Origin of the sequence: Paenibacillus kribbensis (assembly GCF_001705305.1) — a bacterium.
Classification (GTDB): Bacteria; Bacillota; Bacilli; order Paenibacillales; family Paenibacillaceae; genus Paenibacillus; species Paenibacillus kribbensis_B.
On the sequence record NZ_MCBP01000008.1, the window covers coordinates 22,574 to 49,275 of the forward strand.

Here is a 26,702-nt window from a genome sequence, read left to right on the forward strand (position 1 = left end):
GTTCATTTTCACCTGTATCTAATATACCTGAATCCCGCCGTAAAAAAAGTACCTCTGATAAGCTTTCAGCTAACGTTCAGGGAGCGCTCATAACCAATTAAGGTACGTTTGGCATGATAATAACAAGCCGGTAGTTCACCGGGCCAGGATCAGAAGCGACTGGTCATTCCGCAGTCCTGAAGATAGCGGCTAGAACAACGGAATAAACACAAAGAATTTTCACAGGGAGTGGAATGTACATGATTAAGAAATGGTTTAAAAGCAGGGCGGATATCCCCCTGATCATCATCATGTTGATATCTGCATTTTTGAACGGATACAACATCTGGCAAGACAAATACGTTAACACCTACTACACGACGGCCGTAGCGAGCATGCTAGAGAACTTTCACAACTTCTTCTTTGCCTCACTCGATTCTGCCGGATCAGTAACGGTAGACAAACCGCCTGTCGTGTTCTGGATTCAGACCGCGAGCGCCTATATATTCGGGCTTCACGGCTGGAGCGTTATTTTGCCGCAAGCGCTGGCTCAGGTCGGGTCGGTACTGCTCGTTTACCTGCTCGTGAAACCGAGCTTCGGTACGATGGCTGCTCGATTGGCCGCCTTCGCCATGGCAACTACACCGATAGCAGTAGCGGTCAGCCGCACAAATAACATCGACGCTATGCTGGTGTTCACCTTGCTACTTGCCACATGGCTTTTGTTCAGAGGCATTAAAAATAGCAAAACCGGGCTGATCCTCGCGGCTTTCGCAGTTGTAGGCATCGCCTTTAATGAAAAAATGCTACAAGCCTATATGATCGTTCCCGCTTTGGGACTGTTTTATCTGCTGGCCTCCAAGTTTAACTGGAAGCGAAAAGCGGTAACCCTGGCAGGATCGGCAGTGGTTCTCCTGATTGTGTCGCTCTCTTGGGCAGTCGTGGTAGATTCCACTCCGGCAGACCAGCGCCCTTATATGGGAAGCAGCGGTACAAACTCTGTACTGAATTTGGCCTTTGGCTATAACGGTCTGTCCCGTCTGACAGGAGATCAGGGAACAGGCGGTGGACGTGGTGGCCAGCGCTCGGAGTGGAGGCAAAACGCCACAACGAATAGTAGCAATACAAATTCGGAGCAGACTCAGACTGCTGCACCATCGGACGATACTACAGCAACTGGCGATGCTGCTACTAACAACATGGCAGCAGGCGGATTCGGTGCAGGTGGCCAAATGCCGCCGGGAGGATTTGGCGACAATGGGCAAGGCGGTCCGGGTGGTGGTCCGGGCGGAAATTCCGGTGGCGGCATGTTCGGCACTGGTGAAAAGGGGCCTTTACGGTTATTCCAATCTGCCTTATCAGGTCAGGCCAGCTGGCTGCTTCCATTCGCGTTGATTGCTTCAGTCGGCCTGCTTGCAAGCATTCGACGTCGCAATATAACCCAAAAGCACAAAGAGGTCATCTTCTGGTTGGCTTGGCTGCTTCCCGTAGCTGCATTTTTCAGCGTAGCAGGTTTCTTTCATCATTATTATCTGATTATGCTTGCTCCACCGATTTCAGCGCTCTTCGGAGCCGGATTCGTAGAATTGTGGCAGCAGTATCGCGAGCGTTCTGGTTGGCTTTCCTGGTTGTTACCCACAGCTGTATTGGCAACCTCGGTATTTAGCTGGTTTGTTTTGCAAAATTACAACGATACCATTGGCAGCGGCTGGTCCATCGCAGTATTGATCCTGGGGATCATCGGCACGGCACTGCTGGTAGTAGCACGAATGAAATCTGAGAAGTTCACAAGATATGCCATCATTGCAAGTGTACTCGCTATGTTTATCGGCCCTGTGTATTGGGCATTGACACCGATCACCTACGGAGGAAACAGCATGATTCCACAAGCCGGACCGTCTCAATTTGGCGGCGGTGGAGGTGGTGGCGGAATGCCAGGAGGTAATTTTGGCAATCAAGGCCAGAGCGCCGATAGACAACAAGCTGAAGGAACTCAAACAAGCACAGACACGGAACAGAGATCTTCTAACCGTTCCAGAGGAATGGGTGGACCGAACGGAAGTCAAAGCTTAGATCAAAAGACGTTGAGCTATTTGCAACAGCATAACACAGGGGAAACCTACCTTTTCGCTGCAAGCAATTATTCAACAGCCGCTCCTTACATGATTGAAGCCGGACAAAAAGTGATTATTATGAACGGCTTTGTATCCTCCGATCCGGTGTATACCGTCGACAAGATCAAGGCGCTGGTCGAAAGCGGTCAGGTGAAATACTTCATGATCAATGGTGGAGGCGGCGGTGGACCAGACAGCGGTAACTCCGAAGTCACCACATGGATCAAAGAGCACGGCAAAGTAATCCCTACAGATGAGTGGAAAACAACAACTGGCGAAGCAAGCACAGATGTTCAAGCATCCGACAGCGGAAGCGACAAAACGAACAGTAATTCAAATGCTCAGGATGGCCAAGGTGGACCTGGCGGAGACGAGCGTGGCGGAAGCGGTACTTTATACGAAATCACATTATAAATTAGGGAGGAATTACTTATGAGTGAACAAATTCGTTATTCCATAGTTATACCGATGTACAACGAGGAAGCTGTCATTACAGAAACCTATCGGCGGCTAAAACAAGTCATGGGCTCGATGGGCGAGCCCTACGAGCTGATCTTTGTAAATGATGGAAGCTCGGACCGCAGCGTCCAGCTCATCAAGGAATTCAGCCTCAGAGATGACACCATTGTCTTGATTGATTTTTCCCGCAATTTCGGTCACCAGCTGGCTATTACCGCCGGGATGGATTATGCGGTGGGAGAGGCGGTCGTCGTCATTGACGCCGATCTCCAGGACCCGCCGGAGCTAATTGTTGAGATGGCTAGTAAATGGAAAGAAGGCTATGAAGTGGTTTACGCCAAACGGCTGAAACGCAATGGCGAAACTCGCTTCAAGAAATGGTCGGCCAGCCTCTTCTACCGTGTGCTCAAAGCATCCACGGATATCAATATCCCGGTGGACACCGGGGACTTCCGCCTGATGGACCGCAAGGTTATAGATGAATTAAAGCGACTGCCGGAAAATAACCGATTTGTCCGTGGACTGGTCAGCTGGATCGGCTTCAAGCAAACTGCTGTTGAATATGAGCGCGATGAGCGGCTCGCAGGCGAAACCAAGTATCCGCTGAAACGCATGATCAAGCTCAGCCTGGACGGGATCACATCCTTTTCGATTAAACCGCTCAAGCTGGCGGGTTACATTGGAGCACTTCTGTCGATGTCCGGCTTCCTGTATCTGATGTACGTGTTATTCCTCAACTTTTTCACCGATTCCTACGTAATGAAGGGCTGGTCGTCCATGATTAGCATCAGCCTGATCTTTGACGGTGTAATCCTGATCATTCTCGGTATTATGGGTGAATATGTAGGACGGATTTATGATGAGACCAAAGCCCGTCCGCTCTACATTGTACGTGAGCATCTGGGCGGACAATACGAAAACGGACCGACACATGCCAAGAAAGTTCCTGAACAACGTGACTCCCTGTATATGCAAGGAGGCCGGGACAGTCTGATTTCTGCCGGACGCACAGTACGCGGCAACAGCGCGGTATATCCCGGCCCCAAATCCGGTCATGGAGCATAACTCATGAAAAATCGAGTAGCCCCGCTGCTTCCTATAATCCGTTTTGGCATGGTAGGACTGGTCAATACGGGGGTAGATTATATCATTTTTATGCTGCTGGCTTGGGCCGGAGTTCCGGTCCTGGTGGCGCAGATCATTTCGTATAGCTGCGGCACAGCCAACAGTTATATTTTAAACAGCAAATGGACATTCAATAAACAACGATCAAACGACAATAACAAAAGTCAATTACCTAAGTTTATCGTCATCAACCTGATCGTATTGGGTCTAACCGCCTTATTATTACAACTGCTTCACGCTGGAACCGAGCTGCCTCTTGCCTTATGCAAGCTGATCGCCACCGCAGCCGGAATGATCATTAATTATATCGGGAGCCGATACTGGGTATTTGGTTCCCTATCCCGAAAGGAAAGTGAATCTCTATGAGAAAAATTACAAAAGCCGTTATTCCAGCCGCCGGACTAGGAACCCGTTTTCTGCCTGCCACAAAAGCTTTACCTAAAGAGATGCTTCCAATAGTCGACAAGCCGGCTATTCAATATATCGTAGAAGAAGCCATCAAATCCGGGATTGAAAGCATCATTATCGTTACGGGCCGCAATAAAAAAGCCATCGAGGATCATTTTGACAAGTCTGTAGAATTGGAGCAAGTGTTGGAGAGCAAAGGTAAGTATGATCTTCTGCGCGAGGTTCAAAGCATCGGGGGCAAAGCAGTCATTCACTATATCCGTCAAAAAGAACCTCTCGGCTTGGGACATGCAGTACGCTGTGCCCGTCAGTTCATTGGCGATGAGCCCTTCGCTGTATTGCTGGGCGATGATATTATGAATTCTTCTACCCCGGCCATTCGTCAAATGATGGATGTTTACGAGGCGACGGGCAAGCAAGTGGTCGGTGTGCGTACGGTAGAAGAACAGGATGTGAGCAAATATGGTATTATTGACTCCACCCGCCAGAATGGCCTTATTCACGAGGTCGGCGGACTTGTTGAAAAGCCATCCCCTGCAAATGCTCCTTCGCGGCAGGCAGTCATTGGACGGTATGTATTGGAGCCTTCCATTTTCTCCATATTGGAAAACATGTCCACCGGTGCGGGTGGTGAATACCAACTGACAGATGCCCTCCATCAGGTAGCATTACAGAACCAACTGCTCGCCCTGGAACTGGAAGGCACGCGTTATGATATTGGTGATAAGGCTGGATATCTGGAAGCCGTACTCCACATGGGCATGCAGCGCGAAGATTTGCGCCCCATGCTGGACTCCATGATACGCGAAGCGCTGGCTTCGCGATAAAATAGGGAAATCTCCTCCGAAATCCGATGGTTGCTGTACAATCACAACAGTAGATGAATAAACATATAAAACTGTACAATGTAAGAGTACAGCAGCATCGGAATCTGCTCGGCCACCCGGTCGAAACGAAGGAGGAAAAAGCCCCTATGATACCTGAAGGAAATTTGCAAAGTAACGTGGACCGCTTCAGTGGTTTTGCCGACAACTACGATCAGCATCGCCCGGAAGCGCCGTCACTCGTCGTGGAAATCATTAGCCGCTACCTGGAACGAAATGTAGAGCTTGTAGCCGATATTGGCTGTGGTACAGGACTTTCGACTTTCATCTGGAAAGATGCGGCTCGGCAGATCGTCGGCATCGAGCCTAACCAGGACATGAGAGAAAAGGCCGAACGCAAGCTAAAAACAGCAGGAACGACCATGGCGGGAGCCATCTCCTTCCAAAGCGGGTTCTCCAACAGCCTGCCTTTTGAGGATGAAACTGTAGACGTCATCACCTGCTCTCAATCCTTTCACTGGATGGACCCCGAGAGCACACTCCAGGAAGCGGGCAGAGTCTTGGCTCAGGGCGGCGTGTTCGCAGCCTTTGACTGTGACTGGCCTCCAGTGCTGCAATGGCAGATAGAGCAGGCTTATACAGAGCTTATCGCCAAAGCGGATACCATTTTGGAGCAGGTAACCCCTGTAGAACAACAAGCCCACAAATGGAGCAAAGATCAGCATTTGGCTAATCTGCAGCGTAGCGGACAATTTCACTACACCCGGGAAATTGTCTTCCATAACCATGAGCAGTGTGACGCCGCTCGCTATACAGGGCTTGCTCTAAGCCAAGGTGGCATTCAGAGTGTCTTCAAGCTCGGCAATCGAACACTGGATGACGATTTGGCCCGTTTTGTGAAACAGGTAGAGGATCATTTTCAGGGCAGAACACTGGATATCCTGTTCAGCTACCGTATGCGGCTTGGCATCAAGTAGGAAAGGAATCAGGTTCTCAAAAAAAGACTCCCCTTCGCCTCGTAAATACGTGAGCGTGCAGGAGAGTCTTTTCGCTTCAGTTCAGTTTGCTTCCGATCAGGACGAACGGGAAGCTAAAATGTGCACCAGCCGATCAGGATAGTCCGTGATAATGCCGCTCACCCCGGCCTCCAGCAGATACTTCATTTCCTCCGGCTCATTCACCGTCCACGGATGGTAGACTACGCCTGCCGCTAAAGCCTCGGATACGGCCTCCGGTGTAACAGCATGCTTGTAGGCATGAAGCGCTGTGACTCCGAATTGGGCTGCATACTCCGATGGACGCACCATAACCTCAATATACAGCGCACCCGTCCTGATCTCAGGAGCGAGCTGCGCACAGAGCGCCAGCGATTCGTGATTGAAGCTGGATAGGATCACCCGCTCTTCCAGCCCGAAGCGTTTTACGGCAGCAATGACTTCTTCTTCCATACCGGGATAGCGATAAATGCTATTTTTCAATTCAAGATTAATCACTGTATCAGAGGACTGCGCCAGTTCCAACAGCTCATCCAGCAGTGGCACCCGCTCGCCTCGGAATTTCTCGTCAAACCAGCCGCCAGCATCCAGCGCATTCAGTTCTTGCAGCGTAATATCCCTTACATCAAGCGGGGAGCCAGCTGTACGCTTCAACGATTCATCGTGAATCAGCACCAGATATCCATCTTGGGTACGCTGCACATCCGTTTCAATGCCTGTTGCTCCCAGTTCCAGCGCATGTCGGAACGCCGCCATCGTATTTTCAGGACACACCCCAGAAGCTCCGCGATGTGCAAAATTAATCACCTTTTCGGTCATAGTCACAGCCTGATCCCTCCTGTCAATTCACAAGAACATGATACGCGCTCATTGTTCGGGCTGTATAAAAAAAGCCCGCACTGCTACTCCTGTACGCCATTACAAGAGAGAATGCGAGCTTATTTAGCCACAAATGAGACCTAGCTTTGAGACTTACCTACCTTCTATTAGAAGAGAATTAATGAGATCTAGCGAGACGAATGACGTTCCACGATGCTTTACCCAAATGAGCTTTTACAATTCCATCCTCCAGCTTGGCACTACCGCCATTGTGAGGCGTAACCTTTTCCCCTGCGGGGCTATTGGTCGCTTTAAGATCGTCATGCTCCAGCACGGTATGCTCCACAATGCGGTAGCCTTCGAAGCTGCGTACATCTACCGTCAGCTCCAGCGACTCGGACAAGTGACGGTTAACCGCAAAGATGGTCAGAGCGTCTCCCTCTTCATCATAAACCACCGCGCTATCCAGATAAGGGATGTCTGTGAAATCCTTGGAGTCGTATTTTTCGGAGTCCACCACAGGCATCAACGATATTCCACGACCATAACGGGATGCATGCAGGTACGGATAGAAAATTGTTTGCTTCCACGCTTTGCCGTTATTTTCGGTCATGATCGGAGCAATAACGTTGACCAGTTGGGCGAGACAAGCCATCTTCACACGATCCGCGTGACGCAGGAACGTGATCAGCATGCTGCCCACCAATAGCGCATCCTCGAAGTTGTAGATATCTTCAAGCTGCGGCGGTGCCACAGACCATGGATCGATTTTTTTGTCCGCATCGTTGGAATGGTACCACACATTCCATTCATCAAAGCTGAGCATCATTTTTTTCTTGCTGCGTTTCTTCGCCTTGATATAATCACAGGTCGAAATGACCGTTTGAATAAAATGGTCCATATCCATGGAACGCGCCAGATAATTGGCCGTATCATTGTCGTGGTTGCCATAGTATTGGTGCAGGGAAATATAGTCGGCTACCTCATAGGTATGATCCAGCGTCGTCGCTTCCCATTCCGGGAACGTCGGCATCGTGGAGCTGGAGCTGCCACAAGATACAAGCTCAATGTCAGGATCAATCAGCTTCATGGCTTTGGCAGACTCTACAGCCAGACGGCCATACTCTTCCGCTGTCTTATGTCCAATCTGCCAAGGACCGTCCATTTCATTGCCAAGACACCAGGTTTTGATCTTGTGCGGTTGCTCTATCCCGTGACTGCGACGCAGATCACTCCAATAGGAGCCGCCCGGATGATTACAATATTCAACCAGATTACGCGCCGCATCAATTCCGCGCGTACCCAGATTTATCGCCATCATGACTTCGGAACCAACATCCTTGGCCCATTTGAAAAATTCATTCGTACCCACTTCATTGGGCTCGACCGTTCTCCACGCCAGCTCCAACTGTCTAGGTCTTGACGCGACAGGACCGACACCATCCTCCCAATTGTAACCGGATACAAAATTACCTCCCGGATAGCGAATAATTGGAACATCAAGCTGTCTTACCAATTCTTTCACATCATTACGGAAACCTCCTTCATCACTGGATGAATGAGAGGGCTCATAAATACCACCATATACCGCACGTCCGAGATGCTCTACAAAAGAACCATAAATGCGTTTATCGACTTCAGCAATACGAAAAGATTTGTCTACAATCATTTTTGCTTTTACAGCTGCTGCCACCTAAACCATCCTCTCTGAATGCGAAAATAAAATCCGTTGTACCTCTAAGACCTAACAAGCCGTTTTATTTACGATTTTAATATAACACACCATAATTATGATGGTCAATATTATTATTAAATACTTAATATTATTATTAAGTATAATGATAAACGATAAGAAATTGGTTACGCTTTTCCGAATGCCTCGTTTTATAAACAAACCTATTGAGCAAATAACTACTTTACTAAGTAGTAATTAATAGTCTTGCTGTTCATTTTTTCTGCTCTGTTCGTTTCCATTAGAGTAAGCGGAGGGTGCTTCTACGAACGATAGCGTCCATCTGAAGCACCTCTCTTGCACAGCAGATTCAGCGTACCATGCATATGATAGTCGGATCAGACTGCAATATTTACTCTCATGCCTGCAGTCTTCGCTCCGTCTTTGGCCGAGTCCAGATAGGCAGTGAGCTCTTGTTCAGTCCACACCCTGCCAGCGTCTGCACTTACTTCCTTCTTATCCTTCTGTTCATCCCGATCTGTAATCGCCGGTTCCTTATTCACCGCTTCACTGGTACGCTCATTGACATTCGCAGCGATCTCCATAATTTTCCCATTAAGCCCTTCTGCCTTCTCACGCAAAGCCGCTGACTTTGCAGGGTTAGTGCTCTCCCAACCCTTAGCTTCGCTTTCCAATGTGATTTGTGCCATTTTAGTTATTTTGGCATTCTTCAACTCATTGTTTGCAGATATAACACTATGCATTGTATATGTGATCAGACTCTGCTTTTGCTCTTCTGCCGTCTTCGGTGTATATTGTTCTTTTTTGTCTTCCTGAGCTTCTTTTTTACTTTCCTCATCCATGCCTAAAGCTTTTTTTTGCTCTTCCAGTGATTGCTTTTGAATATTCTCGTCAATTTGCTGAATCTGCTTATCGATCTCTTCCATTTCAGCTTTAACAGCGTCTGGACTAAGCCCACGCTTGAGCGCATTGCTTAAATAGTCCGAACGTCTTTCCATCAAATTTTGCTTTTGCTCTGTCAATTGTTGAATCATTTTGTTTTGCGGCTTGCCTATACTCTTCCTTTCAGCCTTGGCGGAAATGGGATGCCGTAGTTCAAGTCGGTTGCTATCTGTGTTGCGGAACGGCGATTGATGAGATGATGTAAATGATACATTCATCCTAAAACCTCCAATTCTCTTCTAATAAGTGATTCTAGAGATATATCGGATGTTTTTGTATGTTTTATCATCATTTTCACAAATCCTTCATTCCTTTTCCACTGTTAGGCAATCTCTTGTCTTCAATCATTCGCACTATGTCCTTATTGAAAACAAAGCCAAATCCATTCGCAAACGAACGGATTTGGCTTTGAAAAAACAAGCTTTTTCTGAAAAAGAACGAACTTGGACCAGTGCTACCCCTAATAAAATCTGTTCAGCTTATTCGTCTTTAAAAGCAAATTCTGTTGTATCCAATCCTGAGTTGACATAACTCCCCTGGAATCAGAACTCAAAGCACTGAGCGTTTGAGCAGGCAATAATTCTGTTAAATGAAGTGGACGCACAAATGTATATTCCTCGGCATCCTCAGATGCTTTACGTTCTTGTTCCGCTCTTTCTTTTTGCTTCTCTGCCTCGATTTTTTTGCCCTTCTCTACTTCCTCTGGAGAGGTTTCGCCGGCCGACCATATAGTATAGGTGCCATCCTCATGAATAATTAAACTACGACCAACTACATTTACACCATACATTTGCTCCATTTGCATGAACGCTGATTGATCCTCATTGGTATAATAATTAATATACCCGTATACTTTCTCTCTCAGGGCAGTATCCGTCTTCATTTTTTCCAAGATACCAGGTGCGATGACCACATCCTGTAAGCTTCCACTTCTTCCGCGTCTGACGATCTCTTTCTCATTCTTTGGTATGCTCTCAATCCCAACCGTAAGGCCATATTTTTCTGAAATGGCTTGTGCCTCTTTTTCAGTGGCAGAAGTCAAAACTTTGTCAAAACCAACGGAAGAAGCACCAGCCGTTATCTTATTTCTTTGTTGTTCTGAACGTGTTGTTAAAGAAACATTACTCATAGTAGGTAACGTAATATTCATCCAACATACCTCCGACATTTTATTTACTATAATTATCGGTAATACTGGCAGGTTTATGAATATATTTTTATGAATTATCCATTTATGCACAAAATTTGTTTTTTCCGTGTATTGAACAGTTCAAGTTAATTGCTGTTTTAAATATTTAAACAAGAAACCGGCTACTATATCCACAAAATTTTCTGTTTTCACTGTTGTAGTCAATATTTCTTTTCCTTCATCTGTATGGTCGATGATCCTCACAAGTTCATTTTCTGCATATAAATAAACTTCAATGTCAGCCTCCAGAAAACATAAAAATTCTTCAATTTCTGGGCGGCTACCGATCTCAAATGTGGTAACACATAAATCTGAACTAGTTCTTCTTAAATAAGAAGATAGATACCCTGCTGTATCTTCCGCATAGTGCATCATGCTCCATTTGGGCAAATACTCAATGTCAAATAGGTTTGCAGCAGGTTCGCACGAAACGGCAGAGCATTCGTAATGCTCCCCTAAAAAATATTCTTTTAATCGATTCAATAAGTTAAAAGATTCAATTTGTCCAGAAGTAAAAATGGCAATTAGCGGAATAGCTAATGAAGCAGTTGTATAGGAGTTATAGCGAATAATATTTCTTTTATAGCTCCAATGCCATAATTTTATATTAATAGATTGAACGGGGGTAGGAATGTCGAAGAAGGACTCTCCAACATATACAATGTTCATTTGATATTCCGAAGCAATTCGATAGATACAGTCGAACATTTTCTCATTCATTAGAACATCATCAATTATTATGGTGTTAAATTCATGTTTATCTAATGAAGTCAATTCTTCTCTAACATAAGCAGCTATAGCTTTAGGCTCATACACGAAGATAGTTTTAAAATGAGGAAAATACAAACTGTTGTAGTCTAACAAAGCATTCGGTTTCAGAAAAATAAAAGCACCCGTTATCCAGTCAGGAGATTCTGATACTGGCAATACATATCCGGTTACATTATGATTTTTGGCGTTCTGAAGTAATTGAATCTTTACATCATCAATATAACTTGAAGAGGCATCATACAGAATTTTAGAAATATAAGCAGTTATAAACGGAGCAGCATAACTATTGCTATTTGAACAAATCATTGATCCGAAAAACGGCAGATTTAATTCGTGCATTGCAGATGCAGTAACATCAATTCCCTCATCAGAGTAATAATTAAATGCATAATCATTTTGTGATAATTGTTGACTGGTATGACACTTTACACCCACTACATTGGATAGGGATGCCGGGTAAGTAATATAACCATCATTGTGACATGCACATACAATGATTAAGCCTGCTTCAACGAGTTGGTTTACTGTTTCACGCATCTGCTTTTTTTCATTTAGATAAGTGCTCCCCAAACTTACATTGACGACATCTATGTTATGATCCACACACCAATGAAGTGCGGCATAGAACTGAGCTGGCTCTCCTTTTAGATGATGATTTAATATTTTGATACTACTAATTTTCACGTGAGGATTATATTTGAGTACAATAGCCGCGCATAATGTTCCATGAGAGAGCCCTATTTTGTCGTTTGCTCGAACCGTTGTTCCCAAATTTCTATCAATTTCAATATTATAATCAAGGTGAATTCCCAGTTCATCAGCTGAAACACCGTCATCAATAATCGCTATGTGAACTTCCCGGGGCATTTACAGCATCCTCTCGTATCTAATCAACAACATATATTGAACCTACTGGCACAAGAGATCAACCTGTTTTGTGATTACTCCCTCAATTCCTTTTAAAGATCGAAAATGACCCTGTACGACATCCTCTTCCGGTATCAATATATTAAATTTCCGTTCAATTTCGGAGAATAGATAGAGCAAATCACGGGGAGCAAGACCAACCCGTTCCCCCATCAAATCCTCATCCCAGTAGCTGGAAACCAACTTCGTTTCATCTACTTTGAAAAGCTCAAAGAACAATGCATTGAGCGTAGCGGCAACATCTAGTTTAGCCATGATAAAGTCCCCTTTAATCATATTCTTAGTGTTTGTGCATTCCGTATAAGTTTATTCTCCAGATATTCAAACATCTTCATACCATCATCCGTATTCAAGCTATCAAAAACGGGGATGGGACAATCCCCCAAATTTCTTACTTTTGAGTCTACTAATTCTGTTTTTAACGTGACAAAACTATTCTTTTGTTCTCTTTTGCTGGAATTGAGATCAAGCTTTTGGTTAGAGAAATTAAAACAATCCACTTCAAAGCCCAACTTGTATTTCACAGATGTATATATATTCTCCAAATACAGTTCATTAATATCTTCATACAACAGACTTAAAATAGCCGCATCCGGCGTCACAGCATTGGCGATTTCGAACGCCAGTACACCAAACTTATTGGTCAACTCGTTATTGTAGGGCATAATCCCTCCTGGTATACCGAGAAGAATTAAATCCGGTTTCTCAGTCATCTCAATTCCTTTGCATAGACGATTAAAAAGCAAAACTTTTTGCCACTCCGGGAAGGAATCAAACATGATTCGGGGAAAAGAGTGAAAACCAAAAAGCTCGCAGCCTGTTCTTGTCCCAATCTGTGAAATTTTATATCCTCTTTGCATAAAATGATTTCTTAGACAAAGCTGGATATCGAATTTATTCGTATGCTCATATACCCCCGCAACCATCAACACCGGGGTCTGAATGGTCGTCAGTCGTTCGTCCTCAGTATCAATTAACTCTGATAAATGTTCTTGCTTACGTTTAATAATATCGACTACATTGATAAGTGAACTCCCCTGTGCCAAACACATGTCCTGAAGCTTACAGTAGGCTTCAGGATTAAAAGGGTAAAGACTAACAATCGTTTTTTTAGCCTCCAAAACTGGAAGAATTTCTGCCAGAATCAACTCGCTCATATCGAAGCTCACATCAGGATTAGCTATAAGTACTACATCATAATCACAGTACAATGAAGAAAGATTACTACTTGTCTCTATATTTTGAAACTCTTCACCGTAATCGGACTCCTTATTCAAGACTCCCAATCCTGGCGGAGAAACCACCCCAACCACATCAAATTCAACAAGCATATGACGGTACCTCAATAAAGGCAAGGACTCTCCATTATAAGGAAAAACAACTACTCTTTTCTTCATTAAGACTCTCCTCCGTCTCTGCTTGATCTTCAAAATCACATCCAAGTTCCCTCAATGTACAGTAAGTCATCAGAATATCAGCAACATAATTTTTTACATTCTGGCATAATTCCATTCTTAATGGTCCAGATAATTCCTCAATTCCATCCGCCGCTGCAGCACATTGATTGCACATTCGAAAAGCCCAGCAGCTTCTGCATGCTTCTTCCGTCAACTTTCCTAGATTGAGAATAGATCGAACTTTTTCAAAGTCAAATCCCTCGTATACATCGCCGATTCGCATCACTTGAGAGCTTTCGCTTACTCGCTCGCAAGGATACAATTGTCCCTCCACATCAACAAAAAGTCTTTGTGCTCCCGGTACACATGGGCCAGAAGGATGATCCTTCTTGAACTTTGATGTCGGCAGCTTCATTCTCTTATGGACATTCTCTTTAATCTGCGAAAATGTAGGCAGAACCAGTTTGGAAACATGCCGTTCATCTAATTTTCCAAGTTTCCACAAATACATTTTAAATAGCTCGTAGTTTACATTCTTCTGATAGTTCTCGCTAAAGGAAACTGAGTCATTACGGTAGATGTCATTAATAATGGCTGATGTAACCAGAAATTCCTTTACCGTATGATATGATCCAAAAAAATCGCTTACACAAGAGTAGTCATTAAGGGGATCAATAACTGTATTGAAATTAATTTTTTCTACATAATCAGGGTGTCTTTCCTTAATCATCTCAATATTATTCATAATATCAGCAAATGTTCCGCGTCCATTAACTCCATACCTGCGGTTTTTATCATGCAGCAATTCCGGACCATCCAGACTAATCGTTATATTCACTGAATTTTCACTTAGAAAATCAATCACTTCTGGAGAAAAAAGAGTAGCATTCGTGGTAATACTAAAAGTTAATTCTTTGCCAAATATATTTTTTTTAGCATATTCAATACAGTCACGAATCAGCGGAAATTCCAGTAACGGCTCCCCTCCATAAAAGCCCAAATTAATAGTGGATGAATCCGCTGAATGGAGAATCAAAAAATCAATGGCTTTAAAGGCTACTTCCCGGCTCATCCGTTTATTCGTATGCGTTCGATTCGTATAGCTACCTGAGTACACACAATATTTACATCGCAAGTTACAATTCTGAGTCAACTGCAACGCCATGGTATATAGCTTTCGATCTAAAATAGATTCAAGCAATTCATCTGCTGGATGAACCATAATAAAATCTCGTTCGCCGGTGAGATATCCTTTTTTTCTTAATGCATCTAATTCCGGTGTCGTCTTATTATTGCCCTCCATAAAATTTTTTACAGATTCATATGTAACAGGATCCACATTAATCAGTTCATTTGTGTTCGTATCGTATATATAGCAAGCCTGCACTGTTCTAAATAAGTAAATTAACGGAGTATCTCCTGACATTATAGTCACTCCTCGCTTATTTTTTATAATACAGCCAAGGAATAATAGCTATTCCTTGGCTGTAAGCAAATGGCAAGCAGCAGTTCTAGCTGAGGGCACTAATGACATAGAACGAATTATAGGTTTGGAGATATCTTGCATAGTTCAGAGCAGAAGAATTCGTCGAAGAACAAGTGCAGTTATAGCAGCCACATGAAGCACAAGAACATGCTGCATAGGCTTCCAGTGTTTCAGGCATTTCCACTTGTTTTTTTCCAAGTTTTCTCATCTGGATTACCTCCCTTCATTTTATTCAATCTATTGATAATTACCTTTGGAAAACAAAGGCAATAGATTGGCCAATTTAATTCGATGCATTTGTTGAAATGACTGCGGAATTGAGGTTCTATTTACTGAACGCTATTGCTACTTGACGGTATTCTTTATGATCCTTCCAAGATTCATTGTTATTTTCATACTGTATTACACTACCATTGGAAAGTAACAAAATTTTATCAGACCGTTCAAGTAAGTCCAAATGATGCGTAACCATAATGATGGTGCTATTTTCCAATCTTGATTCAAGCAATGCATATAAGCTTGCTTCTGACTCAGCATCCAGATGAGTATCGGCTTCATCCCAAATAAAAATGGCTTTCTCATGAGCCAAAGCCCTCGCTAATGCCAACTTTTGTCTCTGACCACCAGATAATCGAGAGCCATTAGGGCCAATTTGGTAATCAAGGGAATGAGAATTAACAAATTCCGTCAAACCGCTGTCGTTAACAGACTGACGTAAATCAGCTTCACTCAGGTTAGTATAAAGCTTCACATTTTCCTCAATGCTTCCATCAAAAAGATAGAAATGCTGATCTAAAACAGAGAAGTGGAGACGGTAATCTTGTATATCAAGATTCCTAATATTTATACCATTTAGAGTGATTTCTCCACCTTTAGCCTCGTAAAAACGTAATAGTAAATTTAGAAGTGTAGATTTACCAGAGCCATTTGCACCCACTATTGCAACTTTTTCTCCAGTCTTAATTGAGAAGTTAACATCCTCCAATATTGGATGCCCCGTGTCATATGAGAAACTAACATTCTCAAATACAATTTGATCACATGACTCAAAATCCTGAGTTAATAAAAAATCACGAGTGATTGCATTACTTTCCTGTTCAAGCTTTAGAAAACTATAAAACCGCTTTGTTGAAGGTAGAATACCTGAAAAAATGTATTTTAAATTTACAATTGCAGCAATCGGGGTAGTGACATAGCTACTATAGGTGATAAATGCAAAAATCCCTCCTACAGTTAACTGCAAGCTAAAGAACATGCTTCCACCGACAATATAAAGGGCAGTAGTTAAAAACTGCATAATTGTCAGTTCAAAGGTAGTATTGAAAACATCCATCATAGATGATTTCTTTTCGATTTCAACTATATTGTCAATTTTTAGCTCAAATTCTTTTTGTTTGTAACTAGCACATCCAAATATACGAGATTCCCTGATGCCTCCAAGCATGTCTCCAAACCAATGTGCATATTCATGACTCCTTTTCAGATAGCTGTTCATAAGTTGCTCTTTCTTTCGAGAAAATTTATAGGTAATAAGAATTTTTAAAGGAATAAAGGCAAGAACAATTAGTGTCATTTTCCAACTAATGAGTAATAATCCAATCATTCCACCTAAGATACTAAACAATTGTGTGAAGACAAAAAATACATAATCGTCGGTTACTCTGGACATATTTTCAATATCTTGATTCACATTATTTAATGTAGATGTGTTGTTTACATTTTTAAAATAAGCAATTTTTATACGCTGAATATGTGAGTAAGCCTTTTCATACAGATCCTTTTTAATTTTGGCACTGATTCGGGTTCGTACCATTTCTTTGAACAAGTTCATCCCTTTATCAATGCAGAATAAGAACAATATAGCTGAAGAGTATAGAAGAACAGCTTTAAAATTTTGTTTTAATAATCCCTCATCCATAATGCGTTTACTAATAAGCGGCATAAGTAGATTGGCCAGACTCGAAACAATAATAAAGCTGACCAACATAACTACTGCTTTAATGTGCGGTTTGAACAAACGAACCAGCTTTTTCATGGCTTCCTGGTTATCCATGAAAAACTCCCCCCAAATGATCGTCACTACCATAATAAGGATTTCGATGACCTGTAACTTATGCCAATTGTGATTAATTTCACTTAAATACAAGCCACTTGGTAAGCACTTTCAAAAAACGACAGAGTATCAAATTACGATATCTTCTCCCCATCGCATAAGCTTGGCCAGTTCTCCCTCCCCCTTAGGTATGCTAACTTTTCACTCTTATTATAAAAGACAAATCAAATGCTCAATTCGCAACAGCTTAAGAAGAAAAAATATTGATTCAAAACTATATGATATAAGATTCTTTTGAAATTATTAGATTATTTCACTTATTAAAGGAATGATCTGTCCTGATCTTTGTCCTGATCTTTGTCCTCCTCTTTCCGCAGAAATAATTTCAGCGCTCTCCGCCTAGCACGAGTTAAATAGGAACGGATATTGGCCGCTGGGACATCTATAGCCTTGGATAACTCTGTATCAGTTAATTCTAAAATATATTTATTAATTAACAGTAGTTGGTCCCTCTCAGACAATAATCCTATGATACTCCCTAATTGCTCATATTCCTCCTTCAAATTATATTTCTCCTCGATACTCAATTGAGAATCAGCTATATATTCCGCTCCTTCATCAAGCAATCCATATGTGCATTTATTTTTTTCATTCAAACACTTTTTTACGTAGTTAAACGAAGTGTTTCGTATTGTATGTACAATATATGAGGACCTTTTACAAGAATTTAATGATTTTAAAATCGGAATTTTTTTAATTAATCGAATAAACGCTTCTTGAATCAAGTCATCCGTAACGCTGTAGTCTTGAGTAATTTCGTAAGCCTTTGTTTTCATAATTGGGTAGAACTTTATATATAATTCTGTGAAAAAATCGATGTCCTCTTGCTTATCTGACTCAGAGATAATAATGAGGAGCACATGCTTCCCTCCCTACCTATAATAATTGCCTGATCATTCAATTGGATTTTATTGATATAATTAGGATAACTCTGTATGCATTTGGAGATGTTTTTGCATTGATAACAAGAGTAAGCTATCTACTCGAAGTAAAGATGAGAACCATAGAATTGAAACTGGTAGGTGTTCCGATGAAAGAGGTGTTGAAGAGGTGTCACCAGCAATCGCCATCACATAGATGGAATCGAACCGAGGAGAACTACGGGTTAAGGAGGGATACCGAAAGATCACGGCGCTGCTTGGAAGGGAACAGACAATTAATCACAAGTGCGTACAGCGGATTATTCAGCGCGAAGGGCTACAGTTCCGAGTCAGGGTGAAGAAGCGTAAGCCAACCTGACAGCCTGCGCATATCGTTGAGCATCAATTAAAGCGTCAATTTGGGGTCGATGCACCCACGCAAATCCGCTGTTCGTATTGTGACATTAGCTGGATACAAAATTATCGATCAGATAGCGTTTAATAGAAACATCAAACGTTTTCGATGACCCAAATGGGGAAACGCATTGTTTTTCACCATATACATGTTTGAGCGGGATATAAACGCTTATGTTTACGTTGCTCCTCCAGTAAGTGCATCATCTGTTGTTGAACGCTTCTGGTCTGCTGCGTAGCAAATACGGGGTGGGCAAGGTTGCATGTTTCCAAAGGGTCGTTGGTTAGGTTATACAATTCATATTCGTCATGGTCCGGTTGTGTTTTGACCTGTATAGCCCATTGAGAGTATGGTCCACATATATGCCGTATAGTCACATCCTTCACTCCCGGTTGACTCCAGAATTGGGTACTGTCAAAATAGCGGCTAAACTTCCACAGCTCCTGCACACCATCTCTTTGCAGGGTCGTAATGACCGTCTCGATATGATTGGGCTGAATAACAGAAGGATATGCCTCTCCCAGTACATTGATCTGCCGCTGGCCTCGGGTAAAATCGTCATCGGTCATAAAATAAACCGGCTGGTCAGCTATTTCACCCTGCTGCTGTCCTCGGATGACGGGTGTAAGGTCACGTCCCACCAACGGACGGGCTTCACTAAAGCTGTTTTGCAGGCTTCTCTGGATCGCAGTGCTGTCCACGTTCGCCAGTCCAAGCATGGTAGGCAGAAGATCCACATGGTTGGTCAGCGCATGCTCACTTTGATACTGAGGAAATAGATGCCTGTTATGGATGACCAACGGCACGTGCACCATCTCTTCGTAGGCACAATAAAATTTTTGATGGAGATCGCCGTGAGCGCCCAGCAAATCTCCATGATCGGACGTAAAAATAACAATGGTATTATCGTAAAAAGAAGAACGGGTCAGCGCTTCAAATACCTTAAACATTTGGCGATCCGCATTTTTTTGCAATTGGTAGTATAGCTTGCGGTAAAAAGGCTGATCCAAAATGGGCTGTAGCGCTCTAGGGTAAATATCCCGATAGCTCGCCTGACAGCGTGGCTTGGTGGCCAGCCATTCGTTGATTGTCGGAGGAGGAGCAACTGCTGGCATCGGCTCCACCTCAAATCGAAACATAGGTAGCTGTGCAGTAATAGCACCATATAAAACAATATCATGCGGATTCACAAATGAAGCTACGACCAACCAGGGCTTGGCATGGTTATCATATTCCTTCTGACGGTCAAGGGCTTCGATAAGCTGGGTGGTATCCGCAGCATATACCTCGTCTCTCCCGCTTAAACCGAAACCGGCTGAGGAACCGGAATTCCGTGGGTTTCGCCCATGCGGCTCCGGACCGATCCATCCGGAAAAACCGAAGTTATTCAAGCGGTCAGCTTGCTCATATAGGTCTTCCCGTTTTCTATCGGGTACCCCCGTTAGCGGATAATAGCTAGGGAGCGCCTGGTGTGTACCCGGGATGATCATATCCTCGTCGGATATATGCCATTTTCCTTTGTAATAGGTTTGGTATCCCGCTGCGCGAAAATAATCTCCCATGGTGGGCACCGTGTTTCTATCCAGCCAGAACATATCGGAGTCGAATGCCCCCTTGGCCACTCCGTCTGTCTGAGTGACACCATGGAGTGACGGATAATGGCCGGTAAACAAGGTGGTCCTGCTGGGGCTACATGCTGCGCTTCCTATATAGTGCCTGTGAAACTCCAGCCCGTGAGACCTCAAAAGTCCTTGTGTAATCAGGTTTTGCCTGCTCCATTCTTTGGTCTCCGGGTTTTCATAAACCACGGGATACCGTTCCTCATCCACAAGGAGCACAAGAAAATTAGGTTGTTCTAAGAAGCCGGATAACCGTGAACTATCCTTCATATATACACATCCCAGGTTCGTTTTTACCCTAAGAATATGTTATGAAGCCCCGAAACAGTATCATTCTAAAAAGAAGCTCAACCATTCTGATATCCTAAAAAAGATGATATAATTAATACTGAACGGAGGGCTTATCAACTGGCTATTATTTCTCAAAGGCGCAGATCCATCCAAATGGGAGGTTTTGAAAATGAACGAGCCAGGACTGGAAAAAGCCATGGACACTCTGCAATTCTTGAGTCAGGATTCAGAAGCAAGACGTCTGTATGAAGCTCGGCAGAAATACCTGCACGATGAAGCCTCAATGATCGATAGAGCAGAATCTATCGGTACAGCGAAAGGTAAAGAAGATGAGAAAAAGAATATCGCCAAAAATATGCTGTCCATGGGTCTGGACATAGCAACTATTGCAAAGGCCACCGGATTAACCGAGAAAGAGATCAAATCTATTTAAATATGAGAATTTCTACGAGAAGTGCCCTTAAAGTGGTGCTCTTCTTTTTTATAAAAGAACAAAACGGCGAAGTCCCCTTGGTTAAAAGGGAAACTCCGCCGTTACATACTACTTAATACCCGAAATTGTATAATTCTCAATAATATACTTTTGAAAAACAATGAAGATAATCATAATCGGTAAGACCATAAAGGTCGAGCCTGCCATCTGGAGCGCGAATTGACTCTCGTTCTGTCCCTTGAGCAGTGACAGACCGACGGACAAGGTGTACAGCTTCTCATCGTTCGCAATAATGAGTGGCCACAGAAAGCTGTTCCAGCCGCCAATGAAGGTCAGAATGGCCTGCACTGCCAAAATCGGTGTCGAGATAGGCAGTACAATTTGCAGAAAGGTTCGAAATTCGCCTGCCCCGTCCAGACGCGTCGCCTCCAGTAATTCTTCGGGAATATCCGACATGAACTGCCGGAACAGGAAGATGGCGAATGCTCCTACCAGACCAGGCAGGACGATCCCCATCATGGTATTGGTCAATCCCATCTGATTCAGAATCAAATACACGGGAATCATCGTTACCTGCCCCGGAATCATCATCGTGGCCAGCACCAGATAGAACAGAAAACCTCTGCCCTTAAATTTGAATTTGGCAAACCCGTAGCCTGCCATGGCATTCAGAAATAACCCGAAGAAGGAAGCTAGTACAATCACCAGCGTATTGGTCAAATAAGTGCCAAAAGCCATGCTATCAAATAGTGTTTTAAAATTGTCCAATGTGAAATGCTGCGGCCAGATGGTCGGAGGAATTTGGGCTACCTCGCCCTCCGTCTTAAAGGAGGATAAAATCATCCACGCAAAAGGCAGCACCATCAACAGACCTCCCACGGTCAGGAGAAGCGCCACGAACCATTGAAATGTTTTTTCTCCACTGCGCGAATTGGCGCGGGCTTGCTGAACAGCTGTTTTCACGTTCATCACCTCTCTCTATCAGGACTCCGCTTTATTTTGCAAACGGAACTGAATCAGCGTCACCGCGATGATCGCGAAGAACAGAATAAACGATCCCGCCGCGGCATAACCGAATTTACTAAATTGGAAGCCGTTATTGTATATAAACAGAGATGCGGATAGCGTACCGTCAAGCGGTTTTCCTTTGGTCATGACGAACGGTTCCTCGAAAAATTGCAGCCAGCCGATCATCGTCGTAATGGACACGAAGAAGATAGCGTAGCGGAGCTGCGGAAGGGTAATATAACGAATTTGCTGCCATGTGTTGGCCCCGTCAAGCTGAGCCGCTTCATAGTAAGAGCCCGGAATTCCTTTGATGGCTGCAATAAAAATAATCATATTCAAGCCTATACCCCGCCAAACCGCCAACACAATCAGCGAAATTTTCGCCACGGTCGGATCGGTCAACCATGGAACAGGGCCCAGATTCACCAGGCCAAGCACATAGTTGAATAATCCGAGCGTTGGATTATACAGATAGCTCCATACGACCGCCACCGCAACCACATTCGTTACGGACGGCAGATAGAACACGACGCGGAATATTTTGAAAGCACGTGATTTACCCATGTTAATCAGGATCGCAATGCTCAGGGAAAATATCAGCACCAACGGTACACCGATAATGACGAAGAACAGGGTATTACCCATGGACTTTATAAAAGAAGGGTCTAGTAGCACATTCTTATAATTTTCCAGCCCTATAAAGCGAATACTATCATAATTCACTAGTCCTGACAGATCCATATCCGTGAAGCTGATCACGAGCGCCAGTAAAATCGGCAACAGCGAAAACAGCGTCAGTAGAATAATGGAGGGACCGATAAACAAGTATGGCGCAAGCTTCTGCGAGCTTCCTTTCATGCCTTCACTCCCTTTGACAATGACGGATACGGATCATTATTTTTTCATAATACTTGCAGCTTGCTGATTAAAATCATCCATTTCCTTCTGCACGTCGGCTTGACCACGGTAAATGCGTTCGAAGCTCTTGATGAATTGCTGAGAAACCTCTTCCCATGCTGCCAGCTGTGGTAATGATGCGGAATGCTCGAGCTGTTTGCGAATCGTTTGAAGCATCGGATCACTCTTCAGCTTGGCATCGTCCCATGACTTGGTAGCAGCAGGCAAGGTACTGGACAGTTCCATCCATTTGAGCTGCGTTTCCGGTTTACTCATGAAAGCCATGAATTTGGCCGATTCCTCTGGGTGCTTGCTAAATTGCATAATCGAAAGGTTCGACCCGCCCAAAACAGACAGATTGTTTACTTTGCCCGGAAGCTCGGCTACATTCCATTTGCCTTCCAGTTCCGGTGCTTTGCTCTTGATTTCTCTAATCATAAAAGGACCGCTGATAAACATCGGAACGATACCATCACCTTGCAATCCCTGAACGGAATCTATTCCAAGATCGAGGGCATTAGAGCCATTTTGGAAAAAGGTGTTCAAATACTTCACAGCCTCTACAAACGGTGGCTGGTTGAATAGCGGATTGCCCTGCTCATCGATCAGCTTGGAGCCGTTCTGCAGAGCGAACATAAAGCCCAGAGACTGCTCCTTCGCATTAATGGCAATCCCATATTTCCCTTTGCCACGCGCTGCCAGCTTTTGAGCAGCGTCAGAAAGCTCTTCCCACGTTCTAGGTGCTTCATTATATCCGACTTGCTTCAATAGATCTGAACGGTAGAACAAAATTTTCGTTTCAGTATACCAGGGAACACCTACAGGTTTTCCCTCAAATTTTGCCGTATCCACAGCACCCGGGAAGAAATTCTTCGGCTCCAGCTCAGGGTATTTGCTGACATAAGGAGTGATGTCCGTCAATGCACCCGCAGCCGCAAGCTCCGGAACCCAAGATGTACCCAGCTGAACCACATCCGGACCGGATTTGGAGGCAACTGCCGTTAGCAGCTTATCGTGAGCGTTGTCCCAAGGCAGTGCCTGTACCTCTACATGAACATCGGGATTTTCTTTTTCAAAATCCTTCACAATCTCAGGCAGCAGCTTTCCTTCTGCCCCCATACCCCATAGGGTGATGGTTGTTTTTCCGTTTGCCTCCTTGCCGGATGACTCATCCTTGGACGAACAGCCAGCCAGTGCGCCCCCAAGTAATAAAGTGCTTGCCAAAACAATCCCTAACGTTCTTTTCATCATACGAATTCCTCCCGAGATGACCGGTTTACCGATCACGCAATATGATAACGGCTTCGAATACAAGGATTATGCAAAAGCATGATACAAGTAAATACATACAATGCTTATAGCATACCGTTATAGCAATTATGTTCCAATATCTAAGAACCATACTCATCAATAGAAACGTTTCGATAGTCATTATAGAACAATTTGAAACCGCATTCAATAGGAATATCATTTTTTGTTCGCCAAAATCACGCCCTATTTCGTTTATTTCATCTTAAATACGTCTCTTTTCCTATAAAACAACCTCCAACATGGATTTGACTCTCGATTTGAAAGCGTATATAATCCAACTGAGTTCAATAATAGAAACGTTTCGATCAACGATACAACAGATATTATGCTTCTATACTAGGCTATTAGCCTGTTCAGCGCTTTTATGAAACTATTTTCGCCAAAAAATCTCATGAATCTGAAAAAGAAAGCTGTCTACCAACGCAGCTTACGGAGGATTATGATGGAACAACCACTCAATTCCTATTTGCAAAGCATGACCCTTGAAGAAAAGGTCGACCAGTTGCTCCAGCTTGTGGGCGCCTTTTTTGAAGATGCCGGAACAGACGGCCAAATTACCGGGCCTATGGCTTCTCTTGGCATCACCGAGGAAACCGTCCACAACGTCGGTTCCGTGCTTGGCCTCGCAGGAGCCAGGGAAGTGATTCGTGTTCAGCAGGCCCATTTGAGTCATAACCGTCTGGGCATTCCGCTTCTAATTATGGCAGATATTATACACGGCTTCAAAACGATTTTTCCGATACCGCTGGCTATAGGTTGCTCATGGGATATGCGACTTGCAGAAGAGAGCGCTACCATAGCTGCGAGGGAGGCAGCCGTGTCGGGGATACACGTTACTTTTGCCCCGATGGTCGATTTGGTGCGTGACCCGCGCTGGGGCCGTGTCATGGAGTCTACAGGAGAAGACCCTTACCTCAACAGCGAATTTGCCCGTGCGTTTGTACGTGGCTTCCAGGGCAAGGATCTGACGAACGATACAGACCGGGTGGCCGCGTGCGTGAAGCATTTTGCCGCCTATGGAGCTGGCGAAGGCGGACGGGATTACAATACCGTTGATGTATCCGCATGGCAGCTGCGAGAGTATTATCTCCCCTCCTACAAAGCCGCGCTGGATGAAGGCTGCGAAATGGTGATGACCTCTTTCAATACCGTAGAAGGCGTAGCCGCAACGGGCAATAAGCGCCTGATGCGCGATTTGCTCCGCGATGAATGGGGCTTTGACGGTGTACTCATCTCCGATTGGGCCGCCATCAAGGAACTGATCCCCCACGGCATCGCCGAGGATGAGCGCGAGGCAGCACAGAAAGCATTGCTGGCAGGCGTGGATATCGAAATGATGACCTCCTGCTATAACAAGCATCTGCCTGAGCTGGTTCGCAGCGGACAGCTGGACGAAGCACTCGTGGATGAAGCGGTGATGCGTGTGCTAAAGCTTAAGCAAAAGCTGGGCTTGTTCGACAATCCGCTGCGCGGCGCGGACCCTGAGCGGGAACGTGAGATTGTGTTCTGCGATGCTCACCGTGCGGTTGCCAAGGAGCTGGCGATCAAGTCATGCGTGCTGCTCAAAAATGATTCCGTTCTTCCATTGAAGCGCAGCCAGCATATTGCGTTGATCGGACCGTTTGCACAAAGCGGTGATATCCTCGGCTCTTGGTCCTGGAGCGGCTCGCAGGACGAAGCGATTCGTGTGGTTGACGGATTCCAATCGAAAATCTCTTCCTCGCTGCTCACGGTAGCGACAGGCTGCTCCATAGAAGACATGACCGAGGAGCAATATGTAGAAGCTCTGCAAGCTGCCAGCCAAGCAGAGGTTATCGTGCTGACGCTTGGTGAGCGCTCGGATATGAGCGGTGAAGCAGGCAGTCGATCGAATATTCGCCTGCCCCAAGCCCAACTGGAGCTGGTAAAGCGCCTGAAGACGCTGAACAAGCCGATGGTAGCCGTCCTTTTTAATGGTCGCCCACTGGACCTGCACGGTGTCATTGAAGAAGCAGACGCCGTGCTGGAGGCCTGGTTCCCCGGTAGCGAAGGCGGCGCAGCGATTGCCGATTTGCTGTACGGCGATGCCGAGCCTACGGGTCGCCTGACGATGTCCTTTCCGCAATCGGTTGGACAAGTGCCCGTATATTACAATCATTTTAATACAGGACGTCCGCAACTGGACCCGAACACAACGGAACGCTACGTGTCCCAATACCTTGACATACCGAACGAACCTTTATTCCCGTTTGGCTATGGCCTGAGCTACACCGAAGTAGCCTATGGCAGCGTACAGCTTTCCGGCGCAACCCTTGTACCCGGTCAGGAGCTGACGGTTAAGGTGCGGGTAACGAACACAGGGGCTCGTCCCGTCGAGGAAACCGTTCAGTTCTATGTCCGTGACATCAGCGGAGATACGGTTCGCCCGATGAAGGAACTGAAGGATTTCCGCAAAGTCCTCCTTGCCCCAGGCGAAAGCCGGGAAGTCGAATTTGCATTGACCGAACCGCAGCTGCGCTATCACCATGCAGACCTGAGCTTTAGCAGTGATAGCGGTGAATTTGCCGTCTTTACAGGACCTAACAGTCGGGATACGACCGAAGGACGTTTTCGGTTAGTGAAAGAAACAGGAAAGTGAGGCGCGACCT

General features: G+C 44.7%; 22 protein-coding genes and 1 pseudogene. 8 read left to right on the top strand and 15 right to left on the bottom strand.

Annotated features, from left to right (window positions below):
- The first annotated feature begins 239 nt into the window (after positions 1–239).
- From BAZ21_RS15470 to BAZ21_RS15490, 5 genes are all read left to right on the top strand, one after another.
- Positions 240–2,507 carry a glycosyltransferase family 39 protein gene (locus BAZ21_RS15470; RefSeq protein ID WP_068502381.1) on the top strand — a complete coding sequence of 756 codons (2,268 nt, stop codon included), beginning with the start codon at positions 240–242 and terminating at the stop codon, positions 2,505–2,507.
- An 18-nt stretch (positions 2,508–2,525) separates the two neighbouring features.
- On the top strand, positions 2,526–3,617 hold the full coding sequence (locus tag BAZ21_RS15475) for a glycosyltransferase family 2 protein (RefSeq protein WP_068502382.1): 1,092 nt from the start codon (positions 2,526–2,528) through the stop codon (positions 3,615–3,617).
- A 3-nt stretch (positions 3,618–3,620) separates the two neighbouring features.
- Positions 3,621–4,043, top strand: coding sequence for a GtrA family protein (locus BAZ21_RS15480; protein WP_068502387.1), 423 nt, complete (start codon positions 3,621–3,623; stop codon positions 4,041–4,043).
- Positions 4,040–4,912, top strand: coding sequence for a UTP--glucose-1-phosphate uridylyltransferase GalU (galU, locus tag BAZ21_RS15485; RefSeq protein WP_068502389.1), 873 nt, complete (start codon positions 4,040–4,042; stop codon positions 4,910–4,912). The genes BAZ21_RS15480 and galU overlap by 4 nt, the downstream gene beginning before the upstream one ends.
- A 146-nt stretch (positions 4,913–5,058) precedes the next feature.
- Positions 5,059–5,886: a class I SAM-dependent methyltransferase gene (locus BAZ21_RS15490; protein ID WP_068502394.1), complete on the top strand. Its 828-nt coding sequence runs from the start codon at positions 5,059–5,061 to the stop codon at positions 5,884–5,886.
- Between the two features lie 96 nt (positions 5,887–5,982).
- On the opposite strand, the gene BAZ21_RS15495 is transcribed toward BAZ21_RS15490, so the two are convergent.
- From BAZ21_RS15495 to BAZ21_RS15540, 11 genes are all read right to left on the bottom strand, one after another.
- Positions 5,983–6,729: a glycerophosphodiester phosphodiesterase gene (locus BAZ21_RS15495; RefSeq protein WP_068502398.1), complete on the bottom strand. Its 747-nt coding sequence runs from the start codon at positions 6,727–6,729 to the stop codon at positions 5,983–5,985.
- A gap of 172 nt (positions 6,730–6,901) precedes the next feature.
- On the bottom strand, positions 6,902–8,416 hold the full coding sequence (arfA, locus tag BAZ21_RS15500; protein WP_068502401.1) for an arabinosylfuranosidase ArfA: 1,515 nt from the start codon (positions 8,414–8,416) through the stop codon (positions 6,902–6,904).
- Positions 8,417–8,793: 377 nt separating this feature from the next.
- Positions 8,794–9,576 carry a muscle M-line assembly protein unc-89 Uncoordinated protein 89 gene (locus tag BAZ21_RS15505; RefSeq protein ID WP_068502403.1) on the bottom strand — a complete coding sequence of 261 codons (783 nt, stop codon included), beginning with the start codon at positions 9,574–9,576 and terminating at the stop codon, positions 8,794–8,796.
- 242 nt (positions 9,577–9,818) lie between these two features.
- Positions 9,819–10,508 (bottom strand): DUF6033 family protein, encoded by a 690-nt coding sequence (locus BAZ21_RS15510; protein ID WP_068502408.1) that lies wholly within the window; start codon positions 10,506–10,508, stop codon positions 9,819–9,821.
- Positions 10,509–10,628: 120 nt separating this feature from the next.
- Positions 10,629–12,185, bottom strand: coding sequence for a S8 family serine peptidase (locus BAZ21_RS15515; RefSeq protein ID WP_068502416.1), 1,557 nt, complete (start codon positions 12,183–12,185; stop codon positions 10,629–10,631).
- Between the two features lie 42 nt (positions 12,186–12,227).
- The gene (locus tag BAZ21_RS15520) at positions 12,228–12,500 is read right to left on the bottom strand and encodes a peptide maturation system acyl carrier-related protein (protein ID WP_068502944.1); all 273 of its coding nucleotides are present in this window, start codon (positions 12,498–12,500) and stop codon (positions 12,228–12,230) included.
- 17 nt (positions 12,501–12,517) lie between these two features.
- The gene (locus BAZ21_RS15525) at positions 12,518–13,642 is read right to left on the bottom strand and encodes a TIGR04066 family peptide maturation system protein (RefSeq protein ID WP_068502417.1); all 1,125 of its coding nucleotides are present in this window, start codon (positions 13,640–13,642) and stop codon (positions 12,518–12,520) included.
- Positions 13,611–15,068, bottom strand: coding sequence for a Cys-rich peptide radical SAM maturase CcpM (gene ccpM / locus BAZ21_RS15530; RefSeq protein WP_068502419.1), 1,458 nt, complete (start codon positions 15,066–15,068; stop codon positions 13,611–13,613). The genes BAZ21_RS15525 and ccpM overlap by 32 nt, the downstream gene beginning before the upstream one ends.
- 85 nt (positions 15,069–15,153) lie before the next feature.
- Positions 15,154–15,336: a CLI_3235 family bacteriocin precursor gene (locus BAZ21_RS30245; RefSeq protein WP_084011677.1), complete on the bottom strand. Its 183-nt coding sequence runs from the start codon at positions 15,334–15,336 to the stop codon at positions 15,154–15,156.
- Between the two features lie 117 nt (positions 15,337–15,453).
- Positions 15,454–17,181 carry an ABC transporter ATP-binding protein gene (locus BAZ21_RS15535; protein ID WP_068502421.1) on the bottom strand — a complete coding sequence of 576 codons (1,728 nt, stop codon included), beginning with the start codon at positions 17,179–17,181 and terminating at the stop codon, positions 15,454–15,456.
- 320 nt (positions 17,182–17,501) lie between these two features.
- Positions 17,502–18,101, bottom strand: coding sequence for an RNA polymerase sigma factor (locus BAZ21_RS15540; protein WP_068502424.1), 600 nt, complete (start codon positions 18,099–18,101; stop codon positions 17,502–17,504).
- Positions 18,102–18,318: 217 nt separating this feature from the next.
- Here BAZ21_RS15540 and BAZ21_RS28000 point away from each other — a divergent pair, with 217 nt between their 5' ends.
- A complete protein-coding gene (locus BAZ21_RS28000) occupies positions 18,319–18,480 on the top strand; it encodes an IS3 family transposase (protein WP_084011681.1) in 162 nt (53 codons plus the stop codon).
- A gap of 173 nt (positions 18,481–18,653) precedes the next feature.
- On the opposite strand, the gene BAZ21_RS15545 is transcribed toward BAZ21_RS28000, so the two are convergent.
- Positions 18,654–20,405, bottom strand: a complete 1,752-nt coding sequence (locus tag BAZ21_RS15545) for a sulfatase-like hydrolase/transferase (protein ID WP_068502428.1) — start codon at positions 20,403–20,405, stop codon at positions 18,654–18,656.
- Positions 20,406–20,526: 121 nt separating this feature from the next.
- Here BAZ21_RS15545 and BAZ21_RS15550 point away from each other — a divergent pair.
- Positions 20,527–20,859 (top strand): annotated as a pseudogene (locus BAZ21_RS15550) (Rpn family recombination-promoting nuclease/putative transposase); the annotation flags it as partial.
- 108 nt (positions 20,860–20,967) lie between these two features.
- Here the strand turns inward: BAZ21_RS15550 and BAZ21_RS15555 are convergent.
- Genes BAZ21_RS15555 through BAZ21_RS15565 form a run of 3 tightly spaced genes read right to left on the bottom strand, consistent with a single transcriptional unit; the run spans position 20,968 to position 24,015 of the window.
- Entirely contained in the window at positions 20,968–21,822 is an 855-nt protein-coding gene (locus tag BAZ21_RS15555; protein ID WP_084011715.1) for a carbohydrate ABC transporter permease, read from the bottom strand.
- 18 nt (positions 21,823–21,840) lie between these two features.
- Positions 21,841–22,725 (bottom strand): carbohydrate ABC transporter permease, encoded by an 885-nt coding sequence (locus BAZ21_RS15560; protein WP_068502437.1) that lies wholly within the window; start codon positions 22,723–22,725, stop codon positions 21,841–21,843.
- A gap of 36 nt (positions 22,726–22,761) precedes the next feature.
- On the bottom strand, positions 22,762–24,015 hold the full coding sequence (locus BAZ21_RS15565) for a sugar ABC transporter substrate-binding protein (protein ID WP_068502440.1): 1,254 nt from the start codon (positions 24,013–24,015) through the stop codon (positions 22,762–22,764).
- 502 nt (positions 24,016–24,517) lie between these two features.
- On the opposite strand from BAZ21_RS15565, the gene BAZ21_RS15570 reads away from it, so the two are divergent.
- Positions 24,518–26,692, top strand: a complete 2,175-nt coding sequence (locus BAZ21_RS15570) for a glycoside hydrolase family 3 N-terminal domain-containing protein (RefSeq protein ID WP_176718157.1) — start codon at positions 24,518–24,520, stop codon at positions 26,690–26,692.
- The last annotated feature ends 10 nt before the right edge of the window (positions 26,693–26,702 follow it).

Bases quoted from the DNA above. Each gene is read 5' to 3' on its own strand.
- BAZ21_RS15490 (WP_068502394.1), top strand. From the start codon at position 5,059: ATGATACCTGAAGGAAATTTGCAAAGTAACGTGGACCGCTTCAGTGGT.
- BAZ21_RS15520 (WP_068502944.1), bottom strand. From the start codon at position 12,500: ATGGCTAAACTAGATGTTGCCGCTACGCTCAATGCATTGTTCTTTGAG.
- BAZ21_RS15565 (WP_068502440.1), bottom strand. From the start codon at position 24,015: ATGATGAAAAGAACGTTAGGGATTGTTTTGGCAAGCACTTTATTACTT.
- BAZ21_RS15570 (WP_176718157.1), top strand. From the start codon at position 24,518: ATGGAACAACCACTCAATTCCTATTTGCAAAGCATGACCCTTGAAGAA.
- BAZ21_RS28000 (WP_084011681.1), top strand. From the start codon at position 18,319: ATGGAATCGAACCGAGGAGAACTACGGGTTAAGGAGGGATACCGAAAG.
- BAZ21_RS15515 (WP_068502416.1), bottom strand. From the start codon at position 12,185: ATGCCCCGGGAAGTTCACATAGCGATTATTGATGACGGTGTTTCAGCT.
- BAZ21_RS15475 (WP_068502382.1), top strand. From the start codon at position 2,526: ATGAGTGAACAAATTCGTTATTCCATAGTTATACCGATGTACAACGAG.
- BAZ21_RS15505 (WP_068502403.1), bottom strand. From the start codon at position 9,576: ATGAATGTATCATTTACATCATCTCATCAATCGCCGTTCCGCAACACA.
- BAZ21_RS15535 (WP_068502421.1), bottom strand. From the start codon at position 17,181: ATGGATAACCAGGAAGCCATGAAAAAGCTGGTTCGTTTGTTCAAACCG.
- galU (WP_068502389.1), top strand. From the start codon at position 4,040: ATGAGAAAAATTACAAAAGCCGTTATTCCAGCCGCCGGACTAGGAACC.
- BAZ21_RS15525 (WP_068502417.1), bottom strand. From the start codon at position 13,642: ATGAAGAAAAGAGTAGTTGTTTTTCCTTATAATGGAGAGTCCTTGCCT.
- BAZ21_RS15545 (WP_068502428.1), bottom strand. From the start codon at position 20,405: ATGAAGGATAGTTCACGGTTATCCGGCTTCTTAGAACAACCTAATTTT.
- BAZ21_RS15470 (WP_068502381.1), top strand. From the start codon at position 240: ATGATTAAGAAATGGTTTAAAAGCAGGGCGGATATCCCCCTGATCATC.
- ccpM (WP_068502419.1), bottom strand. From the start codon at position 15,068: ATGTCAGGAGATACTCCGTTAATTTACTTATTTAGAACAGTGCAGGCT.
- BAZ21_RS15510 (WP_068502408.1), bottom strand. From the start codon at position 10,508: ATGAATATTACGTTACCTACTATGAGTAATGTTTCTTTAACAACACGT.
- BAZ21_RS15480 (WP_068502387.1), top strand. From the start codon at position 3,621: ATGAAAAATCGAGTAGCCCCGCTGCTTCCTATAATCCGTTTTGGCATG.
- BAZ21_RS30245 (WP_084011677.1), bottom strand. From the start codon at position 15,336: ATGAGAAAACTTGGAAAAAAACAAGTGGAAATGCCTGAAACACTGGAA.
- BAZ21_RS15560 (WP_068502437.1), bottom strand. From the start codon at position 22,725: ATGAAAGGAAGCTCGCAGAAGCTTGCGCCATACTTGTTTATCGGTCCC.